At 70.8% G+C, this 21090-nt stretch carries 15 protein-coding genes; all 15 read right to left on the bottom strand.

The window, feature by feature from the left end; genetic code table 11:
* Positions 1 to 20 precede the first annotated feature (20 nt).
* The 15 genes from ACFY0T_RS46720 to ACFY0T_RS46650 all read right to left on the bottom strand — a co-directional run bounded on the left by ACFY0T_RS46720 (position 21) and on the right by ACFY0T_RS46650 (position 20956).
* Complete coding sequence (locus ACFY0T_RS46720) at positions 21 to 1070, bottom strand: BMP family protein (RefSeq protein WP_388884660.1); 1050 nt, start codon at positions 1068 to 1070, stop codon at positions 21 to 23.
* A 293-nt stretch (positions 1071 to 1363) separates the two neighbouring features.
* Entirely contained in the window at positions 1364 to 2416 is a 1053-nt protein-coding gene (locus ACFY0T_RS46715; protein ID WP_388884659.1) for a BMP family protein, read from the bottom strand.
* 324 nt (positions 2417 to 2740) lie between these two features.
* A complete protein-coding gene (locus ACFY0T_RS46710; RefSeq protein ID WP_388884658.1) occupies positions 2741 to 3961 on the bottom strand; it encodes a M20 family metallopeptidase in 1221 nt (406 codons plus the stop codon).
* 340 nt (positions 3962 to 4301) lie between these two features.
* Positions 4302 to 5123, bottom strand: a complete 822-nt coding sequence (gene pstB / locus ACFY0T_RS46705) for a phosphate ABC transporter ATP-binding protein PstB (RefSeq protein ID WP_388884691.1) — start codon at positions 5121 to 5123, stop codon at positions 4302 to 4304.
* Positions 5124 to 5299: 176 nt separating this feature from the next.
* On the bottom strand, positions 5300 to 5671 hold the full coding sequence (locus ACFY0T_RS46700; protein ID WP_388884657.1) for a hypothetical protein: 372 nt from the start codon (positions 5669 to 5671) through the stop codon (positions 5300 to 5302).
* A gap of 121 nt (positions 5672 to 5792) precedes the next feature.
* On the bottom strand, positions 5793 to 6701 hold the full coding sequence (locus ACFY0T_RS46695; protein ID WP_388884656.1) for a sortase: 909 nt from the start codon (positions 6699 to 6701) through the stop codon (positions 5793 to 5795).
* A gap of 119 nt (positions 6702 to 6820) precedes the next feature.
* Positions 6821 to 8815 carry an Ig-like domain repeat protein gene (locus tag ACFY0T_RS46690; RefSeq protein WP_388884655.1) on the bottom strand — a complete coding sequence of 665 codons (1995 nt, stop codon included), beginning with the start codon at positions 8813 to 8815 and terminating at the stop codon, positions 6821 to 6823.
* A 137-nt stretch (positions 8816 to 8952) separates the two neighbouring features.
* Positions 8953 to 11643 carry a hypothetical protein gene (locus tag ACFY0T_RS46685; protein WP_388884654.1) on the bottom strand — a complete coding sequence of 897 codons (2691 nt, stop codon included), beginning with the start codon at positions 11641 to 11643 and terminating at the stop codon, positions 8953 to 8955.
* 122 nt (positions 11644 to 11765) lie between these two features.
* Positions 11766 to 13553: a substrate-binding domain-containing protein gene (locus ACFY0T_RS46680; protein ID WP_388884653.1), complete on the bottom strand. Its 1788-nt coding sequence runs from the start codon at positions 13551 to 13553 to the stop codon at positions 11766 to 11768.
* Positions 13553 to 14872 (bottom strand): phosphate ABC transporter permease PstA, encoded by a 1320-nt coding sequence (gene pstA / locus ACFY0T_RS46675; protein ID WP_388884652.1) that lies wholly within the window; start codon positions 14870 to 14872, stop codon positions 13553 to 13555. The genes ACFY0T_RS46680 and pstA overlap by 1 nt, the downstream gene beginning before the upstream one ends.
* 1 nt (position 14873) lies before the next feature.
* Complete coding sequence (gene pstC / locus ACFY0T_RS46670; protein WP_388884651.1) at positions 14874 to 15968, bottom strand: phosphate ABC transporter permease subunit PstC; 1095 nt, start codon at positions 15966 to 15968, stop codon at positions 14874 to 14876.
* Between the two features lie 206 nt (positions 15969 to 16174).
* Positions 16175 to 17326, bottom strand: coding sequence for a hypothetical protein (locus ACFY0T_RS46665; RefSeq protein WP_388884650.1), 1152 nt, complete (start codon positions 17324 to 17326; stop codon positions 16175 to 16177).
* A 29-nt stretch (positions 17327 to 17355) separates the two neighbouring features.
* Entirely contained in the window at positions 17356 to 18294 is a 939-nt protein-coding gene (locus tag ACFY0T_RS46660) for an N-acetylneuraminate synthase family protein (RefSeq protein WP_075028354.1), read from the bottom strand.
* Positions 18295 to 18308: 14 nt separating this feature from the next.
* Positions 18309 to 19616: a cytidylyltransferase domain-containing protein gene (locus ACFY0T_RS46655; protein WP_388884649.1), complete on the bottom strand. Its 1308-nt coding sequence runs from the start codon at positions 19614 to 19616 to the stop codon at positions 18309 to 18311.
* 32 nt (positions 19617 to 19648) lie between these two features.
* On the bottom strand, positions 19649 to 20956 hold the full coding sequence (locus ACFY0T_RS46650; protein WP_388884648.1) for a DUF6716 putative glycosyltransferase: 1308 nt from the start codon (positions 20954 to 20956) through the stop codon (positions 19649 to 19651).
* Positions 20957 to 21090: the final 134 nt, after the last annotated feature.

Below are 21090 nucleotides of genomic sequence, written 5' to 3'. Positions count from 1 at the left end.
TGCTCCTGAGGTCTTGCTCGTCAGCTGGTCTTGACCTTGATCTCGCCGCTGATGATCTTCTCCTCGGCCGCCTTGACGGCGTCCTGGATCGCGGTGTTGCTCTTGAACTCCGGGTTGGAGTCGGCCAGGCCGACCTCACCGGACTTCAGGTCGCCCCGAACGATACCGCTCTCGGGCTTGCCGTCCTCGACCGACTTCGCAAGGTTGTAGACCGCCTTCGCGACGTCCTTCGTCGCGGAGGTCAGGATGTTGTCCTTGTACTTGGCGAGGGCTTCCTGCTTGTACTGGTCGGAGTCGACACCGATCGCCCACACCTTGTTGGCGGCCGCGGCCTCGATGACACCCTGACCGGACAGACCGGCCGCCGCGTAAACGACGTCCGCCTTCTTCTCGATCTGGCCCTCGGCGGCCGTCTTGCCCTTGTCGGGGCTGGAGAAGCCGCCCTCCTGGGCGGTCTGCGTCAGGTACTGCGACAGGACCTTGACACCGGGCTTGGTGTCCTTGACGCCCTGCTCGTAACCCGCCTCGAACTTGTGGATCAGCGGGATGTCCACGCCGCCGACGAAGCCGACGGTGTTGGTCTTGGTGGCCTTGGCGGCGGCGACACCGGCGAGGTACGAGGCCTCCTGTTCGGAGAAGACCAGGTCCGCGACGTTCTTCGCCGTGATCGTGGAGTCGTCGACGATGCCGAAGGTGGTGTCGGGGTACTTCTCGGCGGCCGCCTTGACGGCCGGCGCGTAGGCGTAGCCGATGCCGACGACCGGGTTGTAGCCCTGCTTCGCCAGCGAGACCAGGCGCTGCTCCTTGTCCGCGTCGGTCTCGCCGTCGGTCGGCTCGAGGTCGGCGGTCTCGTAGCCGAACTCCTTCTTCGCCTGCTTCAGACCCTCGTACGCCGCGTCGTTGAAGGACTGGTCGCCCTTGCCGCCGACGTCGTACGCGATGGCGAGCCCCTTGTCGCCCTTCGACTCCGACGAGCTGGAGGAGGTCGAGGTGCCGCCGCAGGCGGACAGAACGAGGGCGAGAGAGGCGGTCGCAGCGCCTGCGAGCGCGATGCGGGGAACCCGGCGCATGAGTTGTGCTCCTGTCGTACAAGCGCCTGACGGAAGGGCTTCGGCGCTGGCTTCGCCGCAGATTAACGCGCGTAGACCAACTAGAAAACCCCTTCTGTCCACCTTGTTATGCGGCTGTGCCCGACGCCACGTCCTCGCCCGGCAGAGGCTTGCCGACCGCAAAGGTCCGGTGGCGGTGGGTGACCTGCGATGGGGACACGAGAGCGGGCGGGCACCGGAGTGCCCGCCCGCTGTGTGTGATTTTGACCGCGTTCGCCTGTTTCAGGCGGTCTCGCGACGATCCGCCGCGGCGACTACTCGGTCTTGACCTTGATGGAACCGTCGATGATGCCCGCCTTGGCCTTGGCCACGGCGTCCGTGAGGCCGGAGATCGACGCCATCTTCGGGTTGCTGTCGGCGAGACCGACGCCGTCCACCTTCAGGTCGAAGGTCTGCGTACCGGTCAGCGGCTTGCCGTCCTTGACCGACTTGGCGAGCGAGTACACCGCACCGCCGACATCCTTGAGGGCGGAGGTCAGGATGTAGTCCTTGTACGCGGCCAGCGCCTCCTGCTTGTACTGGTCGGAGTCGACACCGATCGCCCAGACCTTCTTCTTGGCGGCGGCCTCGATCACGCCCTGGCCGGACAGGCCGGCGGCCTGGTAGATGACGTCCGCACCCTTCTCCAGCTGGCCCTCGGCGGCAGCCTTGCCCTTGTCGGGGCTGGAGAAGCCGCCCTCCTGGGCGGTCTGCGTCAGGTACTGCGACAGGACCTTGACACCGGGCTTGGTGTCCTTGACGCCCTGCGTGTAGCCCGCCTCGAACTTGTGGATCAGCGGGATGTCCACGCCGCCCACGAAGCCGACGGTGTTGCTCTTGGTGGCCTTGGCGGCGGCGACACCGGCGAGGTAGGAAGACTCCTGCTCGGCGAAGACCAGGGACGCCACGTTCTTGCCCTCGACGACCGAGTCCACGATGCCGAAGCTGGTCTTCGGGTACTTCTTGGCCACGGCCTCCAGCGCGGGGCCGTAGGCGAACCCGATGCCGATGACCGGGTTGTAGCCCTGCTTCGCCAACGAGGCCAGACGCTGCTCCTTGTCCGCGTCGGTCTCGCCGTCGGTGGGCTCGATGTCGGCCGTCTGGTAGCCGAACTCCTTCTTCGCCTTCTCCAGGCCCGAGTACGCGGCGTCGTTGAAGGACTGGTCGCCCTTGCCGCCGACGTCGTACGCGATGGCAAGACCCTTGCCGCTCTTGCTCTCGCCGCTGTCGTTGCCCTTGTCACTACTGGTGCCGCCACAGGCCGTGGCTGCGAGCGCGAGCGACGCGACCCCCACCGCGACGCGGGTCAGGCTGGATATCCGACGCATCTGAAGTTCCCCATTCTCCAAAGCCCCGCAGTGGGTGCTCAGTTCGGCGCACATTAACGCGCGTAGACACTTCAGGGAACGGGGTTGCGCCTGGCCGTTATCCATTCGTGCCGATGGCCGGTTACGTCCCTGTGAACCATGGGACCGAAAGACGCATAAGGAGACATAGCACCCACCGTGATCGTCACGTTCCGTGCGCGCGTCGCGATGTACGCGTGACGGTGCGAAAGGCTGCGGACGCCTGTGGACGCCTGTGGACGCCTGTGGAGGACGCTACTCCGGAGGAGTGGGGGGCGCGACCGGAACAGCCGCCGCGCCCCTCCGTCACGCCTCGGCGTCGAGGAGGGCCGCCGCCGTGAACAGCTCGACCCCCACCGTGATGGCCGACTCGTCCGCGTCGAAGTCGCCCCGGTGCAGGTCACGGGTGGTGCGGTCGCCGGGTGTCCGCACGCCGAGGCGGGCCATCGCGCCGGGCACGTGCTGCAGGTACCAGGAGAAGTCCTCGCCGCCGAGGCTCTGTTCCGTGTCCTCGATCGAGTGCGCCCCGCGCCGGGCGGTCATGGCGTCGCGGAGGAGTTCCGTGACGGCCGCGTCGTTGACGACCGGCGGGACGCCCCGGATGTAGTTGATCTCGGACTTGGCGCGGTACAGGTTCGCGATCTCGTCGATGGCGGCGTGGACCAGGTCGGGCGCGGCCCGCCAGGTGTCGAGGTCCAGGCAGCGTACGGTCCCGGAGAGCTCGGCGTGCTGCGGGACGACATTGCAGGCGTGCCCGGACTCGATCCGCCCCCAGGTCACGGCGAGTCCGCTGCGGGCGTCCACGCGCCGGGCGACGAGTGACGGTACGTCCGTCACGACGCGGGCGGCGGCGGTGACGAGGTCGGTGGTGAGATGAGGGCGCGCGGTGTGACCGCCCGCGCCGTCGAGCGAGACCTCGAGCCGGTCGCACGCCGAGGTGATGGCGCCGTGCCGCAGTCCGATACGCCCCGCGTCGACCTTCGGATCGCAGTGCACGCCGATGATCCGCCCGACGCCGTCGAGGACGCCCGACTCGATCGCGTCGGGGGCGCCGCCGGGCAGCACCTCCTCCGCCGGCTGGAAGATCAGCCGCACGGGACGGGGCAGGAGCCCCTCGCGGTGCAGTTCGGCGAGGACGAGCCCGGCGCCGAGCACGACCGCCGTATGGACGTCGTGGCCGCAGGCATGGGCGCGGTCGGGCACGGTCGAGCGGTACGCGCAGTCGGCCTTCGTGTCCGGAATGGGCAGCGCGTCGATGTCGGCACGCAGCGCGAGCACGGGCTGTACGCCGTCCCAGTCGCCGATGTCACAGATGAGCCCGGTCCCAATGGCGAGCACCCGCGGCTTCAGGCCCGCCCGCTCCAGGCGCGCCTTGAGCGCCGCCGTGGTGCGGAACTCCTGGTTGCCGAGCTCGGGGTGCATGTGCAAATCGCGGCGGAACGCGACGAGTTCGGCGCGCAGCGCCTCGGGCAGCGCGCCGGGGAGCTGTGGGTCCCCGGGGAGATCGGCCTCGGAATCTCGGGACATCAGTTGGTTCACCCTCTGAAGGGTAGGGCGACGGGGCGGCCAACTGACCCACGATCAACAAAACTTCAGCCCGTTAGGGTAAGAAAATCTGGCCGCACGGCGCATAGGTATCTGCGGGGATGGGTAAACTCGCCCGGCTTTCCGGGCTATTGGATCTTGAACCAGCCCGGTCGGGCATCCCATGATCCGAATCCGCCTGGGGTTACCCACGGACTCCGACTGGGAAACACTCGGGGTGCCCGAGCCCATTCCCGTACCCCACAGTCCCACAGATCTCGCTCCGCGGATTCCGGAAGCGTCACCGCCACGCGGCGCTTTCCACACGGACCGTGCCCGGTACTCAGCCGAAGCGGCCCGCCACGTAGTCCGCCGTGCGCTGGTCCTCGGGGGTGCCGAAGATGTGCTCGGTGGGGCCGTGCTCGACGATGCCGCCGGGTGTGCCCTGCTCGGCGAGGAAGAAGGCGCACTGCTGGGAGACGCGGGCCGCCTGCTGCATATTGTGGGTGACGATCACGACGGTCACCTCACCGGCGAGTTCGTGGATGGTTTCCTCGACCCGGCGGGTGGACGTGGGGTCGAGCGCCGAGCAGGGCTCGTCCATGAGCAGCACCCGGGGGCGTACGGCGAGCGCCCGGGCGATGCACAGACGCTGCTGCTGGCCGCCGGAGAGTGCGCCGCCGGGCTGCCGCAGCCGGTCCCGCACCTCCTTCCACAGGCCGGCCCGGGTCAGGCTCTCCTCGACCAGTTCGTCCTTCTCGCGGCGGCTCACTCGCGTGCCGGTCAGGCGCAGGCCCGCCACGACGTTGTCGTAGATCGACATGGCCGGGAACGGGTTGGGCTTCTGGAAGACCATGCCGATCCGGCGCCGGGCGTCGGTCAGGCGGCGCTGGGGAGCGTAGATGTCCTCGCCCTCGAAGAGCACCTCGCCCGCGAGTGCTGCCGAGGGGATCAGCTCGTGCATGCGGTTGAGCGTGCGCAGGAAGGTCGACTTGCCGCACCCGGAGGGGCCGATCAGGGCGGTGACCTGCCCGGCGGGCATGGTCAGGGAGACGCGCTCCAGCACCTGGTGGCTGCCGAACCAGGCCGAGACGGCGCGCGCTTCGAGCGTCGCGGGGGCGGTCGGGCCGGACGCCGTGGGCGCACCGGCCGGGACGGGCGGCAGGACGACGGTGTCGGCCAGGGCGGTCGCGGTCCCCGTGTGGACGACGGCGGTGTCGGTCGTCGGGGCGGTCTCGGTCGCGGCGCTGTCGCGCGCGGCGGTCGCATCGGTCACGTCAGGCACCTCATGGCGGGGTCGGGTCTCAGCAGGGGCGTGTCTGGGGCGGGGGTGGATCGGGATCAGGTGCGGGTCTGGAGCGGGGGTGGATCTGGAGCGGGGTGGATCTGGAGCGGGGGCATGGAGCGGGGCGGGCCTGGATCGGGGCGGGCCTGGATCGGGGCTTCGATCGGCGGCTCGGTCGGTGCTCCGATCAGGGCTTCCGTCGGGGCTTCGATCGGCGGCTCCGGCGGTGCTCCGATCAGGGCTTCCGTCGGGGCTTCGATCGGCGGCTCCGGCGGTGCTCCGATCAGGGCTTCCGTCGGGGCTTCGATCGGCGGCTCCGGCGGTGCTCCGATCAGGGCTTCCGTCGGGGCTTCGGTGGCGGCTTCCGTCACGCCTTCCATCGCGACTTCCGTCACGACTTCCGTCACGGCTTCCGTTGCGGCTTCCATCGCGGCGTCCGTCGGCGCTTCGGGCCGGGCTTCGGTCGCGGCGTCCGTCAGAGCTTCGGGCGTGTCACCGCACCGGGCACGCGGACGGGGTACGCGCACGAGGTGTGGCCGGGTGCGGCGGTCACGTCAAGTTGGGCAGGAGTTCGGTAGTGCGAGTCGCGACCTGGAGGCCCAGGACCGCGATGACGGGGGCGAAGACGATCCAGGTCTGGTGGCGGCCCCAGCGGTGCCAGGTCCACACCGCGGCGACCGCGACGGCCACCAGCGCCTGGAGCCACATGACCAGCGGCCATGGCACACCGGAGGGGCCCGCCAGTGGCTGCTCGGACTCCGGGAGCGTGCCGGAGCGGATGACGGCTGCGGGGGTCTGGACGGGGGCGGAGACCAGGTCGGCGTCGACGCGCAGAACGCCGCCGGGCATGAAGCGCGGCCCGGTGGCCGTGACCAGGACCAGCCGGCCCTTGCCGGAGGCCACCGTGGCGGGCGCCGGGTCACCGGCCCGGCGTACGCCGAAGACCTGGTACTTCGCCCTCCCCTGGCCGGTGGTCACGGTGAACGTGTCGCCCGCGGCGAGCTCGTCGAGGCGCCCGAACGGACCGCCGTACGCGGCGGCGCGGCCCATCAGCACGCTGGTGCCGGCCTGACCGGGCAGCGGGGTGTCCCGACGGTGGCCGGGGCCGTCGGTGAGGACGGCGGAGTCGGTGCCCTCCAGGACCACCTGGTGCACATGGACGGCGGGGATGTCGATGAGCGCGACCGGGGTGCCGGGCGCGAGCAGATCGCCCTGCTGGTCGGTCTGGGCCACCGGGGCGGTACCCAGGGCGAGTTGGGCGCGCAGTTGGTCGAACGCGGCGTGCTGGGCGGCCCGTTCCTGGAGGCCGCTGACGAGCAGCAGCTGTGCGGTGAGGCCGAGCAGCAGGGCGGCCAGGGTGAGCAGGCCGCCCCGGGCGAGGTGCCGGACGGCGGTGACGCCCAGAACGCGTGGCCGCGGCGCGGGCGTTGCGAGCGTGGTCTGTACGGCGACCGTCACGTCGACCCGTCTCCTTCTCTCTTGCTCTCTTGCGGGTACCGAGGAGGCTTTCTCACCGGTGCGCCGGTGCCGGGGAGGCGGGTCCTCCCCGGCAGTCGGATGACTCAACTCACCACGTGTCAGGTGGACTTGATGGTGAAGTTCGCGCTGTTCTTCGAGTACACCGCCGAGGAACCCATGTACCACGCGTGCATGGTGTGCGTGCCGGTGCTCAGCTTGGGCAGCGTGATGGTCACCTGGCCGCCGCTCAGCGTGCCGGTGGCGCGCACGACGGAGCCCTCGTAGATGCGGACCGTGCCGGTCGGCGTGGTGCCGGTCGCGGAGACCTTGATGGTGACCTTGGCCTGGCTGGTGTGGCTGATCGTGGCGGGCGCGGTGACGGTGACGGTCGGCGTCGCCTTGGTGATCGTCAGGCTGGCGGTCGTGTGGGACGTGAGGAGCTTGCCGTTGCCCCCGTACGACACCGTGAGGGTGTGCGTGGCGACCTTGAGGTGGTTGGACAGGCTGACGGTGACCTTGCCGGTGCTGTCCAGGGTGCCAGTGCCCAGGGTGGTGGTGCCCTCCTTCACGGTGACCGTGCCGCTCGGGACGACGCCGTGCGTGTCGCTGACCGTGACGACGACCTTCGGGGTCTTGCCGTACGCGGTCGTCGCGGCGGTGGCCTTCGTCGCGGTGGTGTACTTGATGATGCCGGTCCAGGAGGCGGCGGGGCCGCTGCCGTTGAGGTTGGCGGCGCTGACCGTGGCCGTGTAGGTGCCCAGGGCCAGACCGCTGAAGGTGTACGACCTGGTGCCGGCCGAGACGTCCTTGGTGGCCGCGACGGAACCGTCCGAACGCATCAGCGTCACGCGGTAGTCGGTGACCGGAAGCGCGGTCGCGGCCGGGGCGGTCCAGCTGAGCTTGACGCTCGCGTCGCCGCGGGTGGCCTTCAGGACGGGCGCGGCGGGCGTCGACGTGTCGATGCCCGACTCCTCCAGGCCGCCGAGCTTGGCGTGCTTGGCCGGGTTGACCGAGCCGTTGTACGACTCGTTCATGAAGCCGAAGTCGGCGATGACCTTCTCGGCGTTGTCGGAGGCGAGGCCCGCCTCGTGGGTGCCGCTGGTGACGAAGACGTCATACAGCGCCTTGTCGAAGAAGATGCTGGAGGGATCGATCGCCCGGCTCGGGACGACGTTGTAGACGTCGCGGCCGAAGGTGGCGTTCTCGTAGTAGCCGCCGACCGGGGTGAGCTTGCCGTTCACCGTCGTCACCGGGCTGGTGGCGCCGGTGTCGCCGGGCAGCTGGACGCTGGCCAGGTGGGCGCCGGCGGCGGCCGCGGTGGTGCTGTAGTCGGGGGCGACGCCGTTGTTCTGGGCGATCCAGCTGCCCACGGAGAAGGGGACGAGCGCGCCGTTCTCGGTGAGCGCGCCGTTGGCCTGGTTCTCCTGGACGATCGGGACGTTCGGGGAGAGCGTGGCGTCGGTGAGGCCGATCGCCGCGAGGAAGAACTTGCGGGTGCCGGAGCCGCTCTGCGGGATCTGCGGGTGCACGGTCTGGCCGTTCACCACGGTCAGCGAGCCCGAGTAGATGTCGTGCAGCTGGTCGACCGTCAGCGAGTTCAGGGCCGAGCCGCGGACCGCCACGCCGACCGCGTCACGCGCGAACGGGATGTAGGTGAAGGCGGTGCCGGAGGTGCTCGGGCCGCTGGAGGAGCGGGCGAAGTCGACCTGGCCCTTGATGGAGACACCGGAGCTGTCGGGGAACTTGTCGCCGGTCAGCGACATGCTCAGGGCGAGACGGCCCTTGCCGGAGCCGTTGGGGCGCAGGAAGGTCGGGCCGCCGGTGCGGGTCTGGATGGTGGACGTGGTGGAGCCGGTGCCGGGCTCGATCGCGTCGTATGAGGCCAGGCCCGCGCCGGACGCCGACTTCACGGCCGTGGCGGAGTAGCTCTTGCCGTTGACGGTGTCGCCGGCGAGGGCGTTGAGCACGTCCTGGGTGGTGTCGGAGCCCACGCCGACGAGCTGGCGGAAGGTCCCGGCGGGGGTGGGGTCGGCGGACGCCGGGCTCGCCAGAGCCAGCGTGCCGGACACCACGGCGGCGGCGACCATCGCCGCGGTGCAGCGCGTTGTGCGCATTGAGAGTCTCCAGAGGGTGTGCGACGTGACGTCGGGTGAATCTGGCAGGGTGGTACGGGCCGTCCGCCCCGACTGCCTTTCGGGGCGGGCGGCCGTCTGTGGGGAGCGCCGGCCCGACGGGGCCCGCGCTCCGGGGCTCAGCCCCGGCCGGGTGGCAGCAGCCTGCGCAGCCGCTCCGGCAGGGTGAGCGCGGGGATGGTCAGACCGCGGCCGCCCGGGAGCGGGATCCGCAGCGGCAGCCGGAGTCTGCTGCCGCCCGCGAAGGGCGCCCCGATGCCGGCCACGGCGCCGAGCGCGGCACCGACCGGGACCGCGTACCGCAGTGAGTTGGCCGGGTCGTCGGGTGTGGTGCCCCGCGCGGTGGTCTGTACGGCCTTGCCGCCGTCGTAGGAGGGCTTGTCGCTCGGCGTCGGGCTCGCGTCGGCGCTCGGCGTCGCGCCGCTGTCGCCACCGGCGGAGCCGCCCGTGGAGCCACCGGAAACGCTGCCGCCCGATCCGTCACCGGAGCCGAGGGAGTCGCTGCCGCCGCTGCCGCCCGTGCCGCCGCCGGTCGATCCGCCGTCGGAGCCGCCGCCGTCGGAGGAGGGAGCGGACGAGGAAGAGGAAGAGGAAGGCGCGGTGTAGTGGACGAGCGCGTCGGCGGCGTCGGTCGCCTTGCCGCGCAGGGCCGTGGACAGCGGGGCGTATCCGGCCGGGAGGAGGCCCGGGTCGGCGCCGCTGGTCTGCCCGGCACCGGCCGCGTACCGCAGCAGGGCGGCGTAGTCCTTGCGGGCCGCCGCGTCGATCTTGGCCGGGCGTACGGCGGCGTAGACGAGTTGGGCGAGCGGGTAGGCGCCCTTCGCGGTGGCCTTGGCCGGAGTGATCTCGGGGGCGCCGGTGCCGGTGGCGCTCGCGGCGGCCGCGGTCAGCGACGCCGTGCTCGGTGCCACGAATTTTCCGGCGGTGTTGCGCAGCCGGGCGGTTTGCAGGCCGTATCGCTCGGCGGAGGCCGCGTCGGTCACGGTGATCACGAACCGGGAGCCGACCGTCTGCGGCCCTGGGCTCTTGAAGGCGGGCGGGTTGGCGAGCGCGTCCCAGCTCGACTTCCACAGGGTGTCGGCGCGCCGGGTGTGCAGGGCGCCGGAGTGCATGTCCTCCACGTACGGGTGGAAGTCGGTCATGCACTGCTTGACGGTGGCGTCGGTGCCCGGCGGGATCGTGCACCAGGGGTCGCTCTTGGGGTAGTCGTCGGCGGTGGCCGGGTCGAAGGGGGCGCCGGTCGGGTTCAGGTCCGCGTTGGTGCTGTAGTACGGGTTGACGTGCATGCCCCAGTCGTCGGAGGCACCGGCGAGGAACCCGCGGGCCTCCTTGTCGGCGAGGATCCACTGCCACAGGGCGCGGGCCGAGTCGCTGTGGCCGAGCGAGGTGATCAGGTCGGTGTCGGTGGCTGGGGTCTCGGAGACCGACAGATCGGCGAACTCCGGGTTGAGGGCGATGAATTCGGGGTCGCTCGCCAGGCCCGCCGGGTTGCTCTTCGCCCAGCCGTAGCCGGTGGCGGCGTTGTCGCCGAGCACCGCTCCCCAGGGCGAGTTGCGGTACGACTCGGTGAGCAGCTTGGCGGCCAGGCGCGGGGTGAGGTCGATGGACTCGACCTTGGTTCCGGCGAGTTTGCGGACCGAGTCGGGGGCGCCCGCCTTGGGTCTGCGTTCGACGGTGAAGCCGATGACGGCTCCGGAGAGCGCGACCGGCGCGTACACGGTCGTGTCGGAGGGTGCCGTCGTGCCCGCGTCGGCGCCGAGCGCCCGGGTGGTGAAGGCGAGCCCGGAGGAGCCGTCGTTGCTGAGCCGGGCCCGGGTGTCGGGCTCGCCGAGCTCGGTGTAGCCGTACACCGTGCCGGTCGGGCACAGGGCCGCCTGCCAGCTGGTCATGGCGTCGGCGGCGAGTTCGCTCCCGGTGGTGGCGCGCTCGTCGGCGCCGAGGGCGCAGCTGGTGCCGACCGGGTTGAAGTCGAGCTTGACGGCGATGCGGTTCTTCCAGTTGGTGGAGGAGACCGGAGAGCCCGCGTTGACCTGGCTGGTGTCCGCGTACGGCCTCCCGTCCAGGTCGAGGTGGCCCTGCGGGACGATCACCAGCCAGCAGGAGCGGGGCGCGGTGCTGCCGTTCTCCGTGACCGGGGTGCCGCAGCCCAGGTGCGGGGCCTCGTTGGCGGTCTGCACCTCGAAGAACTCCTTGCCGGTGCCGTCGGCGCCGGTGCGGGCGAAGTCGACCTCATTGGTCGTGTTGCGGTTGAAGAACGGGTTGTTCTGGGTGCCGGAGGTGATCACCGTGCCGTCGACGGACTTGAAGGGCACCTCGCCCGGGGCGTTGGGGTTGGCCGCCCCGTACCGGTCGTCCTGGCCGTAGTTGGTGGGATCGGCGCTGTAGAAGATCTTGCGGGTGTCGTCGTAGTCGTTGCCCGGCCAGCTGCCCCGGTCGGTGATCGGGGAAGCGCCGTACTGGCACTGGGTGCGCGAGGGTCCCGGGTTGGCCGGCACGGTGCCGTCGTCGTCGCCCCAGCACTGCATGATCTGCACGAAGTCGGTGTTGAACAGCGTGCCCGCGAACGTGGTCGGGGTGCCGCCGGACCAGGAGACCGTGACCGCCTGGCTGGTGAGGTGGGTGGTCTGGCCGACCGTGAACTTCATGTCCTTGAACTCGCCGCGTCCGGAGACAGTGACGGCGGAGGCCGTGGCGTCCGCGGCGGTCGCGGCGGTCGCGGGCCCGGCGGCCTGCGCGACGCCGAGGCCCGCGAGGGCGCCTACGGCGGCTCCGGCGACGACACGCAGCACCAGGCGTCGTACGCGGTTCATGCTGCCCCTGCTCCCCCTGCTCCCCCGGCTCCCCGGGCGGTTCGACGCGCCCGTCGTTTCTCGGCGATTCGTCCCGCCCATCGCCACTCGGCGGTTCGGCCCGCCTGCCGTTCCTCGGCGGTTCATCGCGAACTCCCGTCCGTGACGTCCTTGTTGCCGTTGCCGTTGCCGTTCCCGTCGTTGTTGCCGCCGCGCCCGGTCATCGCCCGGGAGACGGCGGCCGGCAGCAGCACGAGCCCGAGCACCATGAACGCGGCGAGCAGCATCAGCGTCTGGGTGCTGGTCCAGCCGTGGCTGCCGGCCACCGCGACCGGCTGGGCGAGGGCGATCGTGCCGTCCGTGCCGCTGCCGCCGCCCCCTGTCGAGCCGGAACCGGAACCCGAACCGGAGCTGCCGCCGGAGCCGGGCGACAGGGTTTGCCCGGTGTCCGGGTCGACGACGGGCTCGGCGCTGCCGCCGGTGCCGCCCCCGCCCGCGGCTCCCCCGCTTCCCCCCGAACTCCCGCCGGTCGTAACGCCGTTCGCGGAACCGCCCGAGGTGCCGGCGCCGCCGCTCGTACCGCCCGTGGACCCCGATCCCCCGGAGCTGCCGCCCGCCTTGGCGCCACCGCTGCCCGTGGTGCAGGGCGGGGCGCCCTTCTTGTCGCAGGCGGCCGGGTAGGGCGCGGTCTCGGCGAGCTTGTTGCGCCCGTCGGGGGAGAAGGTCGGGTTGTTGCAGCCCTTGATGTTGATGTTCTGCGCCTGCACTCCCGGGATCCGGCGGATCTGCTCGAAGCCCGCCTTCACCAGGTTGATCGGCAGCGGCGAATAGCCGAGCGAGGGCGCCTGCTGCTGGCCCTGGCACATGAAGTAGTACGAGAACGCACCGAGCGTCTTGCCCTTGGTCTTGGTGAAGGTGCCCTGCACCTTCAGGGGGAGGATCATGTACGAGTAGCTGGACAGCGGGTAGTTGCGCCGATCGGTGTCGTTGTAGACGCCGTCGAGCTTCTGCGTGAGGTAGTCCGCCGAGCTCTTGTCCGTGTTGATCTTCGCCTTGAGCAGCGAGACCGCGACGTTCTGCGGGGTCGGCTCGGTGTAGTAGCCCGCGTGGTTGAGGACCTTGGCGACCGGATAGTGGGCGTTGAGCGCGTACGAGTAGTTGACGTACCCGATCGCGCCCTCGCCGTAGTTCTGGGCGACGTAACCCGCCACGCCCAGGTCGCCGGACTGGGCGATCATGCCGGACACGGTCGGGTAGTACGAGGTCTGCCCGCAGGCCCCGGAGCGGCCGACCTTGCGGCAGTAGGCCTGCCACAGCGACGTGTGCTGGTTGGCCATCCACATCGTGAACTGGGCGGTGGAGCCCGAGCCGTCGGAGCGGACGACAGGGACGATGGTGCGGTGCGGGAGCTGCAGTCCAGGGTTGTCGGCCTTGATCACCGGGTCGTCCCAGGTCTTGATCACGCCGGTGAAGATCTTGGTGACCACGTCGCCGGAGAGCCGCAGGTTGGTGACCCGCTTGCCGTTGACCGTCAGGTGGTACATGAAGACGGTGCCGCCGGCCACGATCGGCATGTAGGCGTACGACCCGGACGCGGGCCGTTCGGCGGCCGAGCCGTCGGTCGGGTGGGTCTGGAACGGAATGTCCGAGACCGCGAAGTCGACGGTTCCGCTGAGGAATTGACGGCGGCCGTCGGAAGATCCGGTGCCGGCGTAGCTGATCCGCATGCCGTACTGGTTGACGGCGCGGCGCCACTCGTCGACGGCGTTCTCCGCCCAGGTGGAACCCGCCCCGGCAATCGGTGTGTAGCTCTCGGCCGCGGCCGGGGCGGCGGCGGGTCCGGCCAGCAGCCCGGCGATCACGCCGAGCAGCGCGCCGAGGGTCCCAAGGGCACGCAGGCGCCGAAGGGCGCTATGGAGGTGGCTGCGCATCAGTCGTTCTCTCCAGTGGCGGTGGCGGGTGCGGGGATGGGGCCGGCGTCGGGGCCGGGCTTCTCGAACAGGGACAGCCCGGGAGCGTGCAGTTCGTCGAAGCGGGCGACGTCGCGCCGCGAGGCGCGGGCCGTGCGGCGTGCCTGGCGTTTGGTCTGGTGGCCGGGGCCGCGGCCGCCGATCACCCGGGCGATCACGAACAGCACCAGGACCAGGGCCATCAGGACGGCCGCCGCGCCGAAACCGCGGGCGATCATCGTGGGCTCGGGCGACTTGACGAAGTTGAAGACGGCGAGCGGCAGCGACACCATCGGCCCGCTCGTCGGGTCGGCGTTGAGCGCCGCCGTGAAGCCGGCGGTGAGCAGCACGGGCGAGGTCTCGCCGATGCCGCGCGCGGTGCCGAGGATGACGGCCGTGGCGAGGCCGGAGCGGGCGGTGGGCAGGACGACGTGCCACACCGTGCGCCAGCGCGGCGCGCCGAGTGCCTCCGCCGCCTCTGTGAGTGTGCCCGGCACCAGCCGCAGCACCACGTCGGAGGCGCGGATGACGATCGGGAGCATCATCACGCTGATCGCGAAGCCGGCCGCGAGGCCCGACTTCTGCATGCCGAGGCCGAGGATCCACGTGGCGTACACCATGAGTCCGGCGACGATCGACGGCAGCGCGGTCATCGCCTCGACGATGGTGCGCACGAACCGGGAGAAGCGGCCCGGGATCTGGTTCAGGTAGACCGCGCAGGCGAGGCCCAGCGGGACCGTGATCGCGAGCGCGATGGCGATCATGGTGAGCGTGCCGAGCATCGCGTGGGCGATGCCGCCGTGGGTGAGCGGGTCGAGCGGGCCGGAGGACTGCATGTCCTGGGTGAAGAAGTTGCCGTGCGGCAGCGCCTCCCGGCCGCGCCAGGCCGTGAAGCCGACGACGAGGAAGAGCCCCGAGAACAGCAGCGTGGCCGCCGTCCACAGCACGACCGTCATCACCCGGTCGCGTACGGCCTGACCGTCCTCCTCCAGGCCGATGAGCACCGCGTAGATCGTCAGGAAGGCGAGGTAGGCGGTGACGGTGAAGCCCAACCCGCCGGAAAACGGGGCGAGTTGGCCGAAAAGCAGCACCGTGACACAGAGTCCGGAGGCGGCGGCGCCGCACAGGGACAGCACCCCGGAGCGGCTGACGCCACCGATGCGGCGCGGACGGTCGGGCGGCGGGACTCGCTCCGGCGCGCCGGACGAAGGCCCGGGGGGCGCGGCCGCGGCGATCGGGACGGGCGTCTCTTCTACGGCGGTATCCACGGCGGTATTCACGACGGTTTCTACGACGCTCATCTCATGCCTCGCTCTGTGCGCCGGAACGGGAGCGGGCCACCACGGAGGAGGCGGTGAAGTTGACCGCCAGGGTGAGCAGGAACAGCGCCAGGCCCGCTGCCATCAGCGCCGACATGCCGAAGGTGGAGGCGTCTCCGTAGTGCAGGGCGATCAGCGAGGAGACCGAGTTCGAGCCGGTCTGCAGGATGTGCGGCTGGATGGTGAAGACCGGCGAGATGATCAGGTAGACCGCGATCGTCTCGCCGAGCGCCCGGCCGAGCCCCAGCATCGTGCCGCCGATGATGCCGCCCTTGCCGTACGGCAGGACGACCGCGCGGATCATTCCCCAGCGGGTGGCGCCGAGCGCGTACGCGCCCTCCCGTTCGCCCGCCGGGGCCTGCGAGAAGACCTCGCGCATCACCGAGCACTGGATCGGCGCGACCATCAGCGCGACCACGATCCCGGCGACGAAGGTGGAGGCCGTGAAGACGCTCTCCGAGGCGAGCGGCTCGCCCGGCTGGGTGCCGTCCACCTTGAACAGGGGGATCCAGCCGAGCCATTCGGACAGCCACCGCGACAGACCGATCACGTGCTGCTGGAGGAAGAACAGCCCCCACAGCCCGTACACCACCGACGGTACGGCCGCCATCAGGTCGACCATCGTCACCAGGGTGCGGCGCAGCTTGCGCGGGGCCACGTCGGAGATGAACAGCGCGGTCCCGACGGCCAGCGGAACGGAGATCGTCACCGCGACGGCGGCGATCAGTACGGTGCCGGTGAGGACGGCCGCGATGCCGAACCGGTGGACGTCCGGCTGCCATTCGGCGGTGGTGAGGAAGGCGAAGCCCCTGGCGCGCAGCGCCTGACCTGCCCTCAGAAGCAGGAAGAGCCCGACCCCCGCCATGACGGCGAGGACGGCGACACCGGTGGCCGTCAACTGGTACCGGAAGATGCGGTCACCGAGCCCTCGGGCCGCGTACGGACGCCGGGGAGCGGGCTTGTCGAAAACCAGTGTGCCGGGGACCAGAGTGCCGAAGACCGGTATGCCCGTCCTCGGTCTGTCGGACTCCGGTCTGTCGGACTCCGGTCTGTCGGACTCCTCTTGCGCGGACGCCACTGCGGTCCCCCCATTCCGGAAACGGAATCAGAGCGCGGCGGCCGGATGGCACCGCGCGGGGAGATTCAATGGCCGAATCGTGTCGGTCCCACGCGTGATCCGTGGCTGGATCGCGAACAACGTATGTCTGTTCGGTGCGTTACCTGTGGAGGTTCTGCGAGTCGAGCCCCGTGGAGGTTCTGCGAGTCGAGCGTTCGAGCGTGTCTCTACACCGCCGCCACCGAGGACAGCCGGTGTACGTCCCGCGCCGTCCCCGTGACCCCCGACAGGAACCCCTGCGCCCGGGGGGACGCGGTCTCCGTCAGCCAGGTCGGGTCGATGTCGCAGACGGCGACGCGGACCTCGGTGCCGGCCAGGGCCAGCGGGAGGGTGTGGACGACCGTCGACGGGAAGCTCAGGATCGTACGGCCGATCGGGCCGCGGCGGGCGATCAGCTCGAGCGGGAGGTCGGGGCGGACGATTTCGAGGCCCGTCTCGGCGGCCAGGCGGTGCAGCTTGTCGGTGCTCTCACGGCGGTGGGCGAAGTAGCGGGTCGCGCCGTGCGCCCCCGCCAGGCTCTTCACCGCCGTCAGGTAGCGGTCCGGGTCCACCACGCCCGTCTCGACCAGGGACGTGCCGACGAGGTCCGCGCCCTTGGTGATGCGGGGCGGGCCGAAGCGGGCGCGGGTCCAGGAGAAGTCGTTGGCGGTGATGCGGACGCCGTCCGGTGCCGAGTCGATCGGCATGGAGGAGAAGACCTCGACCGTACGGCGGTCGTTCGGGGTGAGGCGGCGGCGCGCCGAGGCCGAGACCGGCGCGAAGAGGACGTCGCGGGCGCCCGGGCGGCCACCGCGCCGGTGCCAGCGCACCAGGCGTTCGCCGCGGGCGAGCTGGGCGACGAACTCCATCGTCGCCGTGCCGTCGTCGACCACGACCAGGTCCTGGGCGCGAGTGATCGTCAGCAGCAGCTGTACGTAGCGGGAGAAGGGGTCTCCCATGACGATGCGCTGGGCCTTGCGGAGGAGGGGGGCCAGGCCGCCGATCGTGTGGAAGGGGGCCGTGGTGCCGCCGCGTGCCTCCTCCCAGCGGACCTCGTGGCCCTCGTCGCGGGCCAGCTCGGCCATGCGGCGCAGCTGGCCGCGGGTCATCGGGTCGTTGGGAGACAGGACGACGAGGGTGAACCCCGCGCCGGACACCGGCTCGGCCATCCCGGAGGCCCCCGCGCCGGACACCGGCCCGGTCGCCTCGGAGGCCCCCGCGCCGGGCGCCGTGGCGCTGTGGGCATGGGTGTGTGCCCACTCCAGCACGTTCAGGAGCTGTACCGGACTCTCGACGAAGGCGAGAGTGTGGGAGCCGGCGGAACCGGCGCGGGGGCTCATCGTCGTACGACCGTCCCGTCGTAAGGCGCTCAGACCGCGACCGGCTCGCCCGCGGCCGCGGCGATCTCCGCCTCGGCGACGACGCCCGTGACACGGCGCAGCTTCTTCATGGGGCCGAGCTCGGACTCGTAGACCTTCTTGACGCCGTCGCCGAGGGAGGCCTCGATGGTGCGGATGTCGCGGACGAGGCGGGTGAGGCCCTGCGGCTCGACGGAGGCGGCCTGGTCGGAGCCCCACATGGCGCGGTCGAGGGTGATGTGGCGCTCGACGAAGGTGGCGCCGAGGGCGACCGCGGCGAGCGTGGTCTGCAGGCCGGTCTCGTGGCCGGAGTAGCCGATCGGGACGTTCGGGTACTCGGCCTGGAGGGTGTTGATGACGCGCAGGTTGAGCTCCTCGGCCTTCGCCGGGTAGGTCGACGTGGCGTGGCAGAGCAGGATGTTGTCCGAGCCGAGGACCTCGACCGCGTGGCGGATCTGCTTCGGGGTGGACATACCGGTGGAGAGGATGACCGTGCGGCCGGTGGCGCGCAGGGCGCGGAGCAGCTCGTCGTCGGTCAGGGACGCGGACGCGACCTTGTGGGCCGGGACGTCGAACTTCTCCAGGAAGGCGACGGCCTCGGTGTCCCAGGGGGAGGCGAACCAGTCGATGTTCTTGCTCTTGGCGTACTCGTCGATCTGGCGGTACTCGTCCTCACCGAACTCCACGCGGTGGCGGTAGTCGATGTAGGTCATGCGGCCCCAGGGGGTGTCGCGCTCGATGTCCCACTGGTCGCGCGGGGTGCAGATCTCCGGGGTGCGCTTCTGGAACTTCACGGCGTCGCAGCCGGCCTCGGCGGCCGCGTCGATCAGCTTGAAGGCGTTCTCGAGCTCGCCGTTGTGGTTGATGCCGATCTCGCCGACGACGTAGACGGGGTGACCCGGGCCGGCGGTCTTCGAACCGAACTGGCGCAGGCGGGAGTTGGTGCTCATGGCGGAGAAGTTCCTTACTTGTCGAGGGAGTCGAGAGAGGGGCCGAGGATCCAGCTGGCGATCTCTCGGATCGCGCCGTCGCCACCGGGGACGGTGGTGACCGCGCGTGCGGCGCCGCGCACGACGTCGTGGGCGCTCGCGACCGCCACGGGCCAGCCGACGAGGGCGAAGCACGGGAGGTCGTTGACGTCGTTGCCGACGTAGAGCACGCGCTCAGGCGCGATGCCCTGCTCCTCGCACCACTGCTTCAGTGCGAGGTCTTTCCGGTCGATGCCGTGGAGGACCGGGATCTGCAGCTTCCGGGCTCTGGCGGCGACGACCGGGTTCTGTTCCGTGGACAGGATCAGCATCGTCAGCCCGCTCTTGCGAAGGGCGGCGATACCGAGGCCGTCTCCGCGGTGCACGGAGACGAATTCCCGTCCGTCGGAGTCGATCAGCACCCTGTCGTCGGTCTGGGTGCCGTCGAAGTCGAGGACGACCGCGTCGATGTCGTCGGCGGTCGGGAGGGCGCCCGGACGTGAAGCGTCGAAGAGGGGCGCGAGCGCCCTTGCCCGGGCGAGGTCGTGCGGGTCGTCGATCTCCAGCACGCGGGCCGGGTCGGTGCGCACGAGTTCCGTACGGCCGAAGAAGCGGTGCTTGGCCTCGCGGAAGCCGGCCGCGTCCATGCCGTAGACGGCGCCGGTCTCCAGGAGGTCCTGGGGGCGGTCCTGGCGGCGCGGGCGGAAGGACTTGTCGTGGTTGATGCCGTAGCCGCCGCTGGTCGCCGTGCCGGTGACCAGGGTGTCGGTACCGCCCACGGCCGCCGTGCGCTCGGTGTCGACGGCCACCGGGACCGTGGGCTCGTCGTCGCCGTCGCGCCACACGAAGCCGTGGAAGGGGGCCACGGTCAGCGCGGTGTCCGCACCCTTCTCCACGATCGCGTTCACGACCCCGTCCACGTCCTCGCGGACGATGAACGGGCTGGTGCACTGGACCAGCAGGACCACGTCGACGGCCGCGCCGTGCAGCGCCTCGTGGGCGTCCATGGCGTGCAGCACGGCGGCCTCGGAGGTGGCGGTGTCACCGGCGATGGCGGCGGGGCGCAGCACGACCTCGGCGCCGGCCTCGCGGGCGGCGGCGGCGATCGCGTGGTCGTCGGTGGAGACCACGACGTCCGTCACCAGCCGGGTGGCGCGGCACTCGCGCACGGCGCGGGCCACCAGCGGGACGCCGCCGACCGGGAGGAGGTTCTTCGCGGGGACGCCCTTGGAGCCGCCCCGCGCGGGGATCACCGCGAGCACGCGACGTACCGGCGTCGCTTGGCCCGCTTCCGGGTTGGACATGGTCTGTACTCCTTGGGAGGGGATCGTGGCGCTCACAGCTCGCCCATCCGCCGGATGACGGGAGCCACGCGCTGCACTCCGTGGCGGTAGGCGCCGCGGGCCGCCCGGCGCACGATCTGCCGTACGGGGCTGGGTTCCTTGTCCGCGGCGGGCGCGCCGGGCAGCGGGCTGCCGTCCGGGCCGAGGTGGTGGCGGGCGAGGATGCCGGGCAGATAGCCGGGCGCGGTGACGGGCGTGTAGTAGGGGGCGAGGGGCGGGAGTTCGGACGCTTCCAGCAGCTCGGTGATGCGGAACCGCGCCACGTCGAAGGCCGTCTCGTACGAGCCGTCGGCGGCGACACCCTGCCGGGCGACCCAGGCGGGATCCGGCAACGGCAGGTGCCCGTCGTCGAGTTGGTCCCAGGAGGCGAGGCAGCCGGAGCCCACGAAGTGGTGGTTGCCGAGCGCCTCACGCACCCCGAGGTCGGTGAGCACGACGGTGGGGATGCGGCGGTGCAGGGACTCCAGGGCGGCGGTGGAGCTGATGGTGACCAGCAGGTCGGTGCGGTCGAGGACTTCGCCCATGTGCCCGTAGACCAGGCGGAAGTTGGCGGGCGGATCGGCCTTCTGCGCCAGCTTCTGGTAGGGCAACTCCTCGATGTGCGTGGTGTGTTCGCCCGGCTTGGAGCGCAGCTTCAGCAGGACCTCGCGGTCCGGGTGCAGCCGTGCGTGCTGGATCAGCCGGTTCAGCAGGTACGTACGGTCCTTGCGGCTCTCCGGTACGGAGGGCTGCGCGGCGAAGACGACCGTGTACGGGTCGTTCTTCTCATAGGCGGCACCGCCGAGGAACGGCAGCGCCACCTCCGTGACCGAGGAGGCGTCGGCGCCGACTCCCTCGTACACGGCCCGGAAACGGTCCGCGTCCTGGCGGGAGTTGGCGAGGACGAGGTCCGCGCCGTGCCGCAGCAGCAGGCCGTCGGCGAGCTTCTCGTAGACGACACCGACATAGCCGGTGACGACCACGGGCCGCTTCTCGCGCCCCTGCCAGGCGTGTGCCAGGCCGTGCAGCATCGCCTGGACGGCGCCGCCGACCAGGGCGAGGACCAGGACGTCGTACTGCTCCTTCGCCATCTCGCGCAGGAATTCGACGGCGGTGACCTCACGGAGGGAATCCGCGCGGACGCCGACTTCTTCGAGCTGGCGGGCGGTGGGAGTGGCACGGCCGCGCAGGAGGAATCCGTCGAGGCGAATGTCCGATTCGTTAGGAGAAATACGGTTCGCGGTGAGCGAGCCCCATTTCCACCTAGTATCGGAATCCGCGAGGACGGCGACCCGCAGGGACTTCGTGGTACTTGCTGGCACGTCCAAGACGCTAGGAAGCTATTTCGAGTTGCGGCCCAACCCGAATGCAACAAAGGGTTAACAGCACATCGACGAATGGCGAATCGGGCCGCTTGGGCACAGGAAAAAAGCCCGGTTCACAGCTTCGCCACGCG

This window comes from Streptomyces sp. NPDC001530 (assembly GCF_042894545.1).
Lineage (GTDB): Bacteria > Actinomycetota > Actinomycetes > Streptomycetales > Streptomycetaceae > Streptomyces.
Note: the sequence above shows the minus strand (reverse complement) of the source record. Positions and strands in the feature narration are given on the sequence as shown.

Excerpts from the sequence above, each read along its gene's own strand:
- ACFY0T_RS46665 (WP_388884650.1), bottom strand. The coding sequence starts at position 17,326 with ATGAGCCCCCGCGCCGGTTCCGCCGGCTCCCACACTCTCGCCTTCGTC.
- pstA (WP_388884652.1), bottom strand. The coding sequence starts at position 14,872 with ATGAGCGTCGTAGAAACCGTCGTGAATACCGCCGTGGATACCGCCGTA.
- ACFY0T_RS46720 (WP_388884660.1), bottom strand. The coding sequence starts at position 1,070 with ATGCGCCGGGTTCCCCGCATCGCGCTCGCAGGCGCTGCGACCGCCTCT.
- ACFY0T_RS46685 (WP_388884654.1), bottom strand. The coding sequence starts at position 11,643 with ATGAACCGCGTACGACGCCTGGTGCTGCGTGTCGTCGCCGGAGCCGCC.
- ACFY0T_RS46710 (WP_388884658.1), bottom strand. The coding sequence starts at position 3,961 with ATGTCCCGAGATTCCGAGGCCGATCTCCCCGGGGACCCACAGCTCCCC.
- ACFY0T_RS46660 (WP_075028354.1), bottom strand. The coding sequence starts at position 18,294 with ATGAGCACCAACTCCCGCCTGCGCCAGTTCGGTTCGAAGACCGCCGGC.
- ACFY0T_RS46690 (WP_388884655.1), bottom strand. The coding sequence starts at position 8,815 with ATGCGCACAACGCGCTGCACCGCGGCGATGGTCGCCGCCGCCGTGGTG.
- ACFY0T_RS46680 (WP_388884653.1), bottom strand. The coding sequence starts at position 13,553 with ATGCGCAGCCACCTCCATAGCGCCCTTCGGCGCCTGCGTGCCCTTGGG.
- ACFY0T_RS46655 (WP_388884649.1), bottom strand. The coding sequence starts at position 19,616 with ATGTCCAACCCGGAAGCGGGCCAAGCGACGCCGGTACGTCGCGTGCTC.
- ACFY0T_RS46700 (WP_388884657.1), bottom strand. The coding sequence starts at position 5,671 with ATGGAAGCCGCAACGGAAGCCGTGACGGAAGTCGTGACGGAAGTCGCG.
- ACFY0T_RS46715 (WP_388884659.1), bottom strand. The coding sequence starts at position 2,416 with ATGCGTCGGATATCCAGCCTGACCCGCGTCGCGGTGGGGGTCGCGTCG.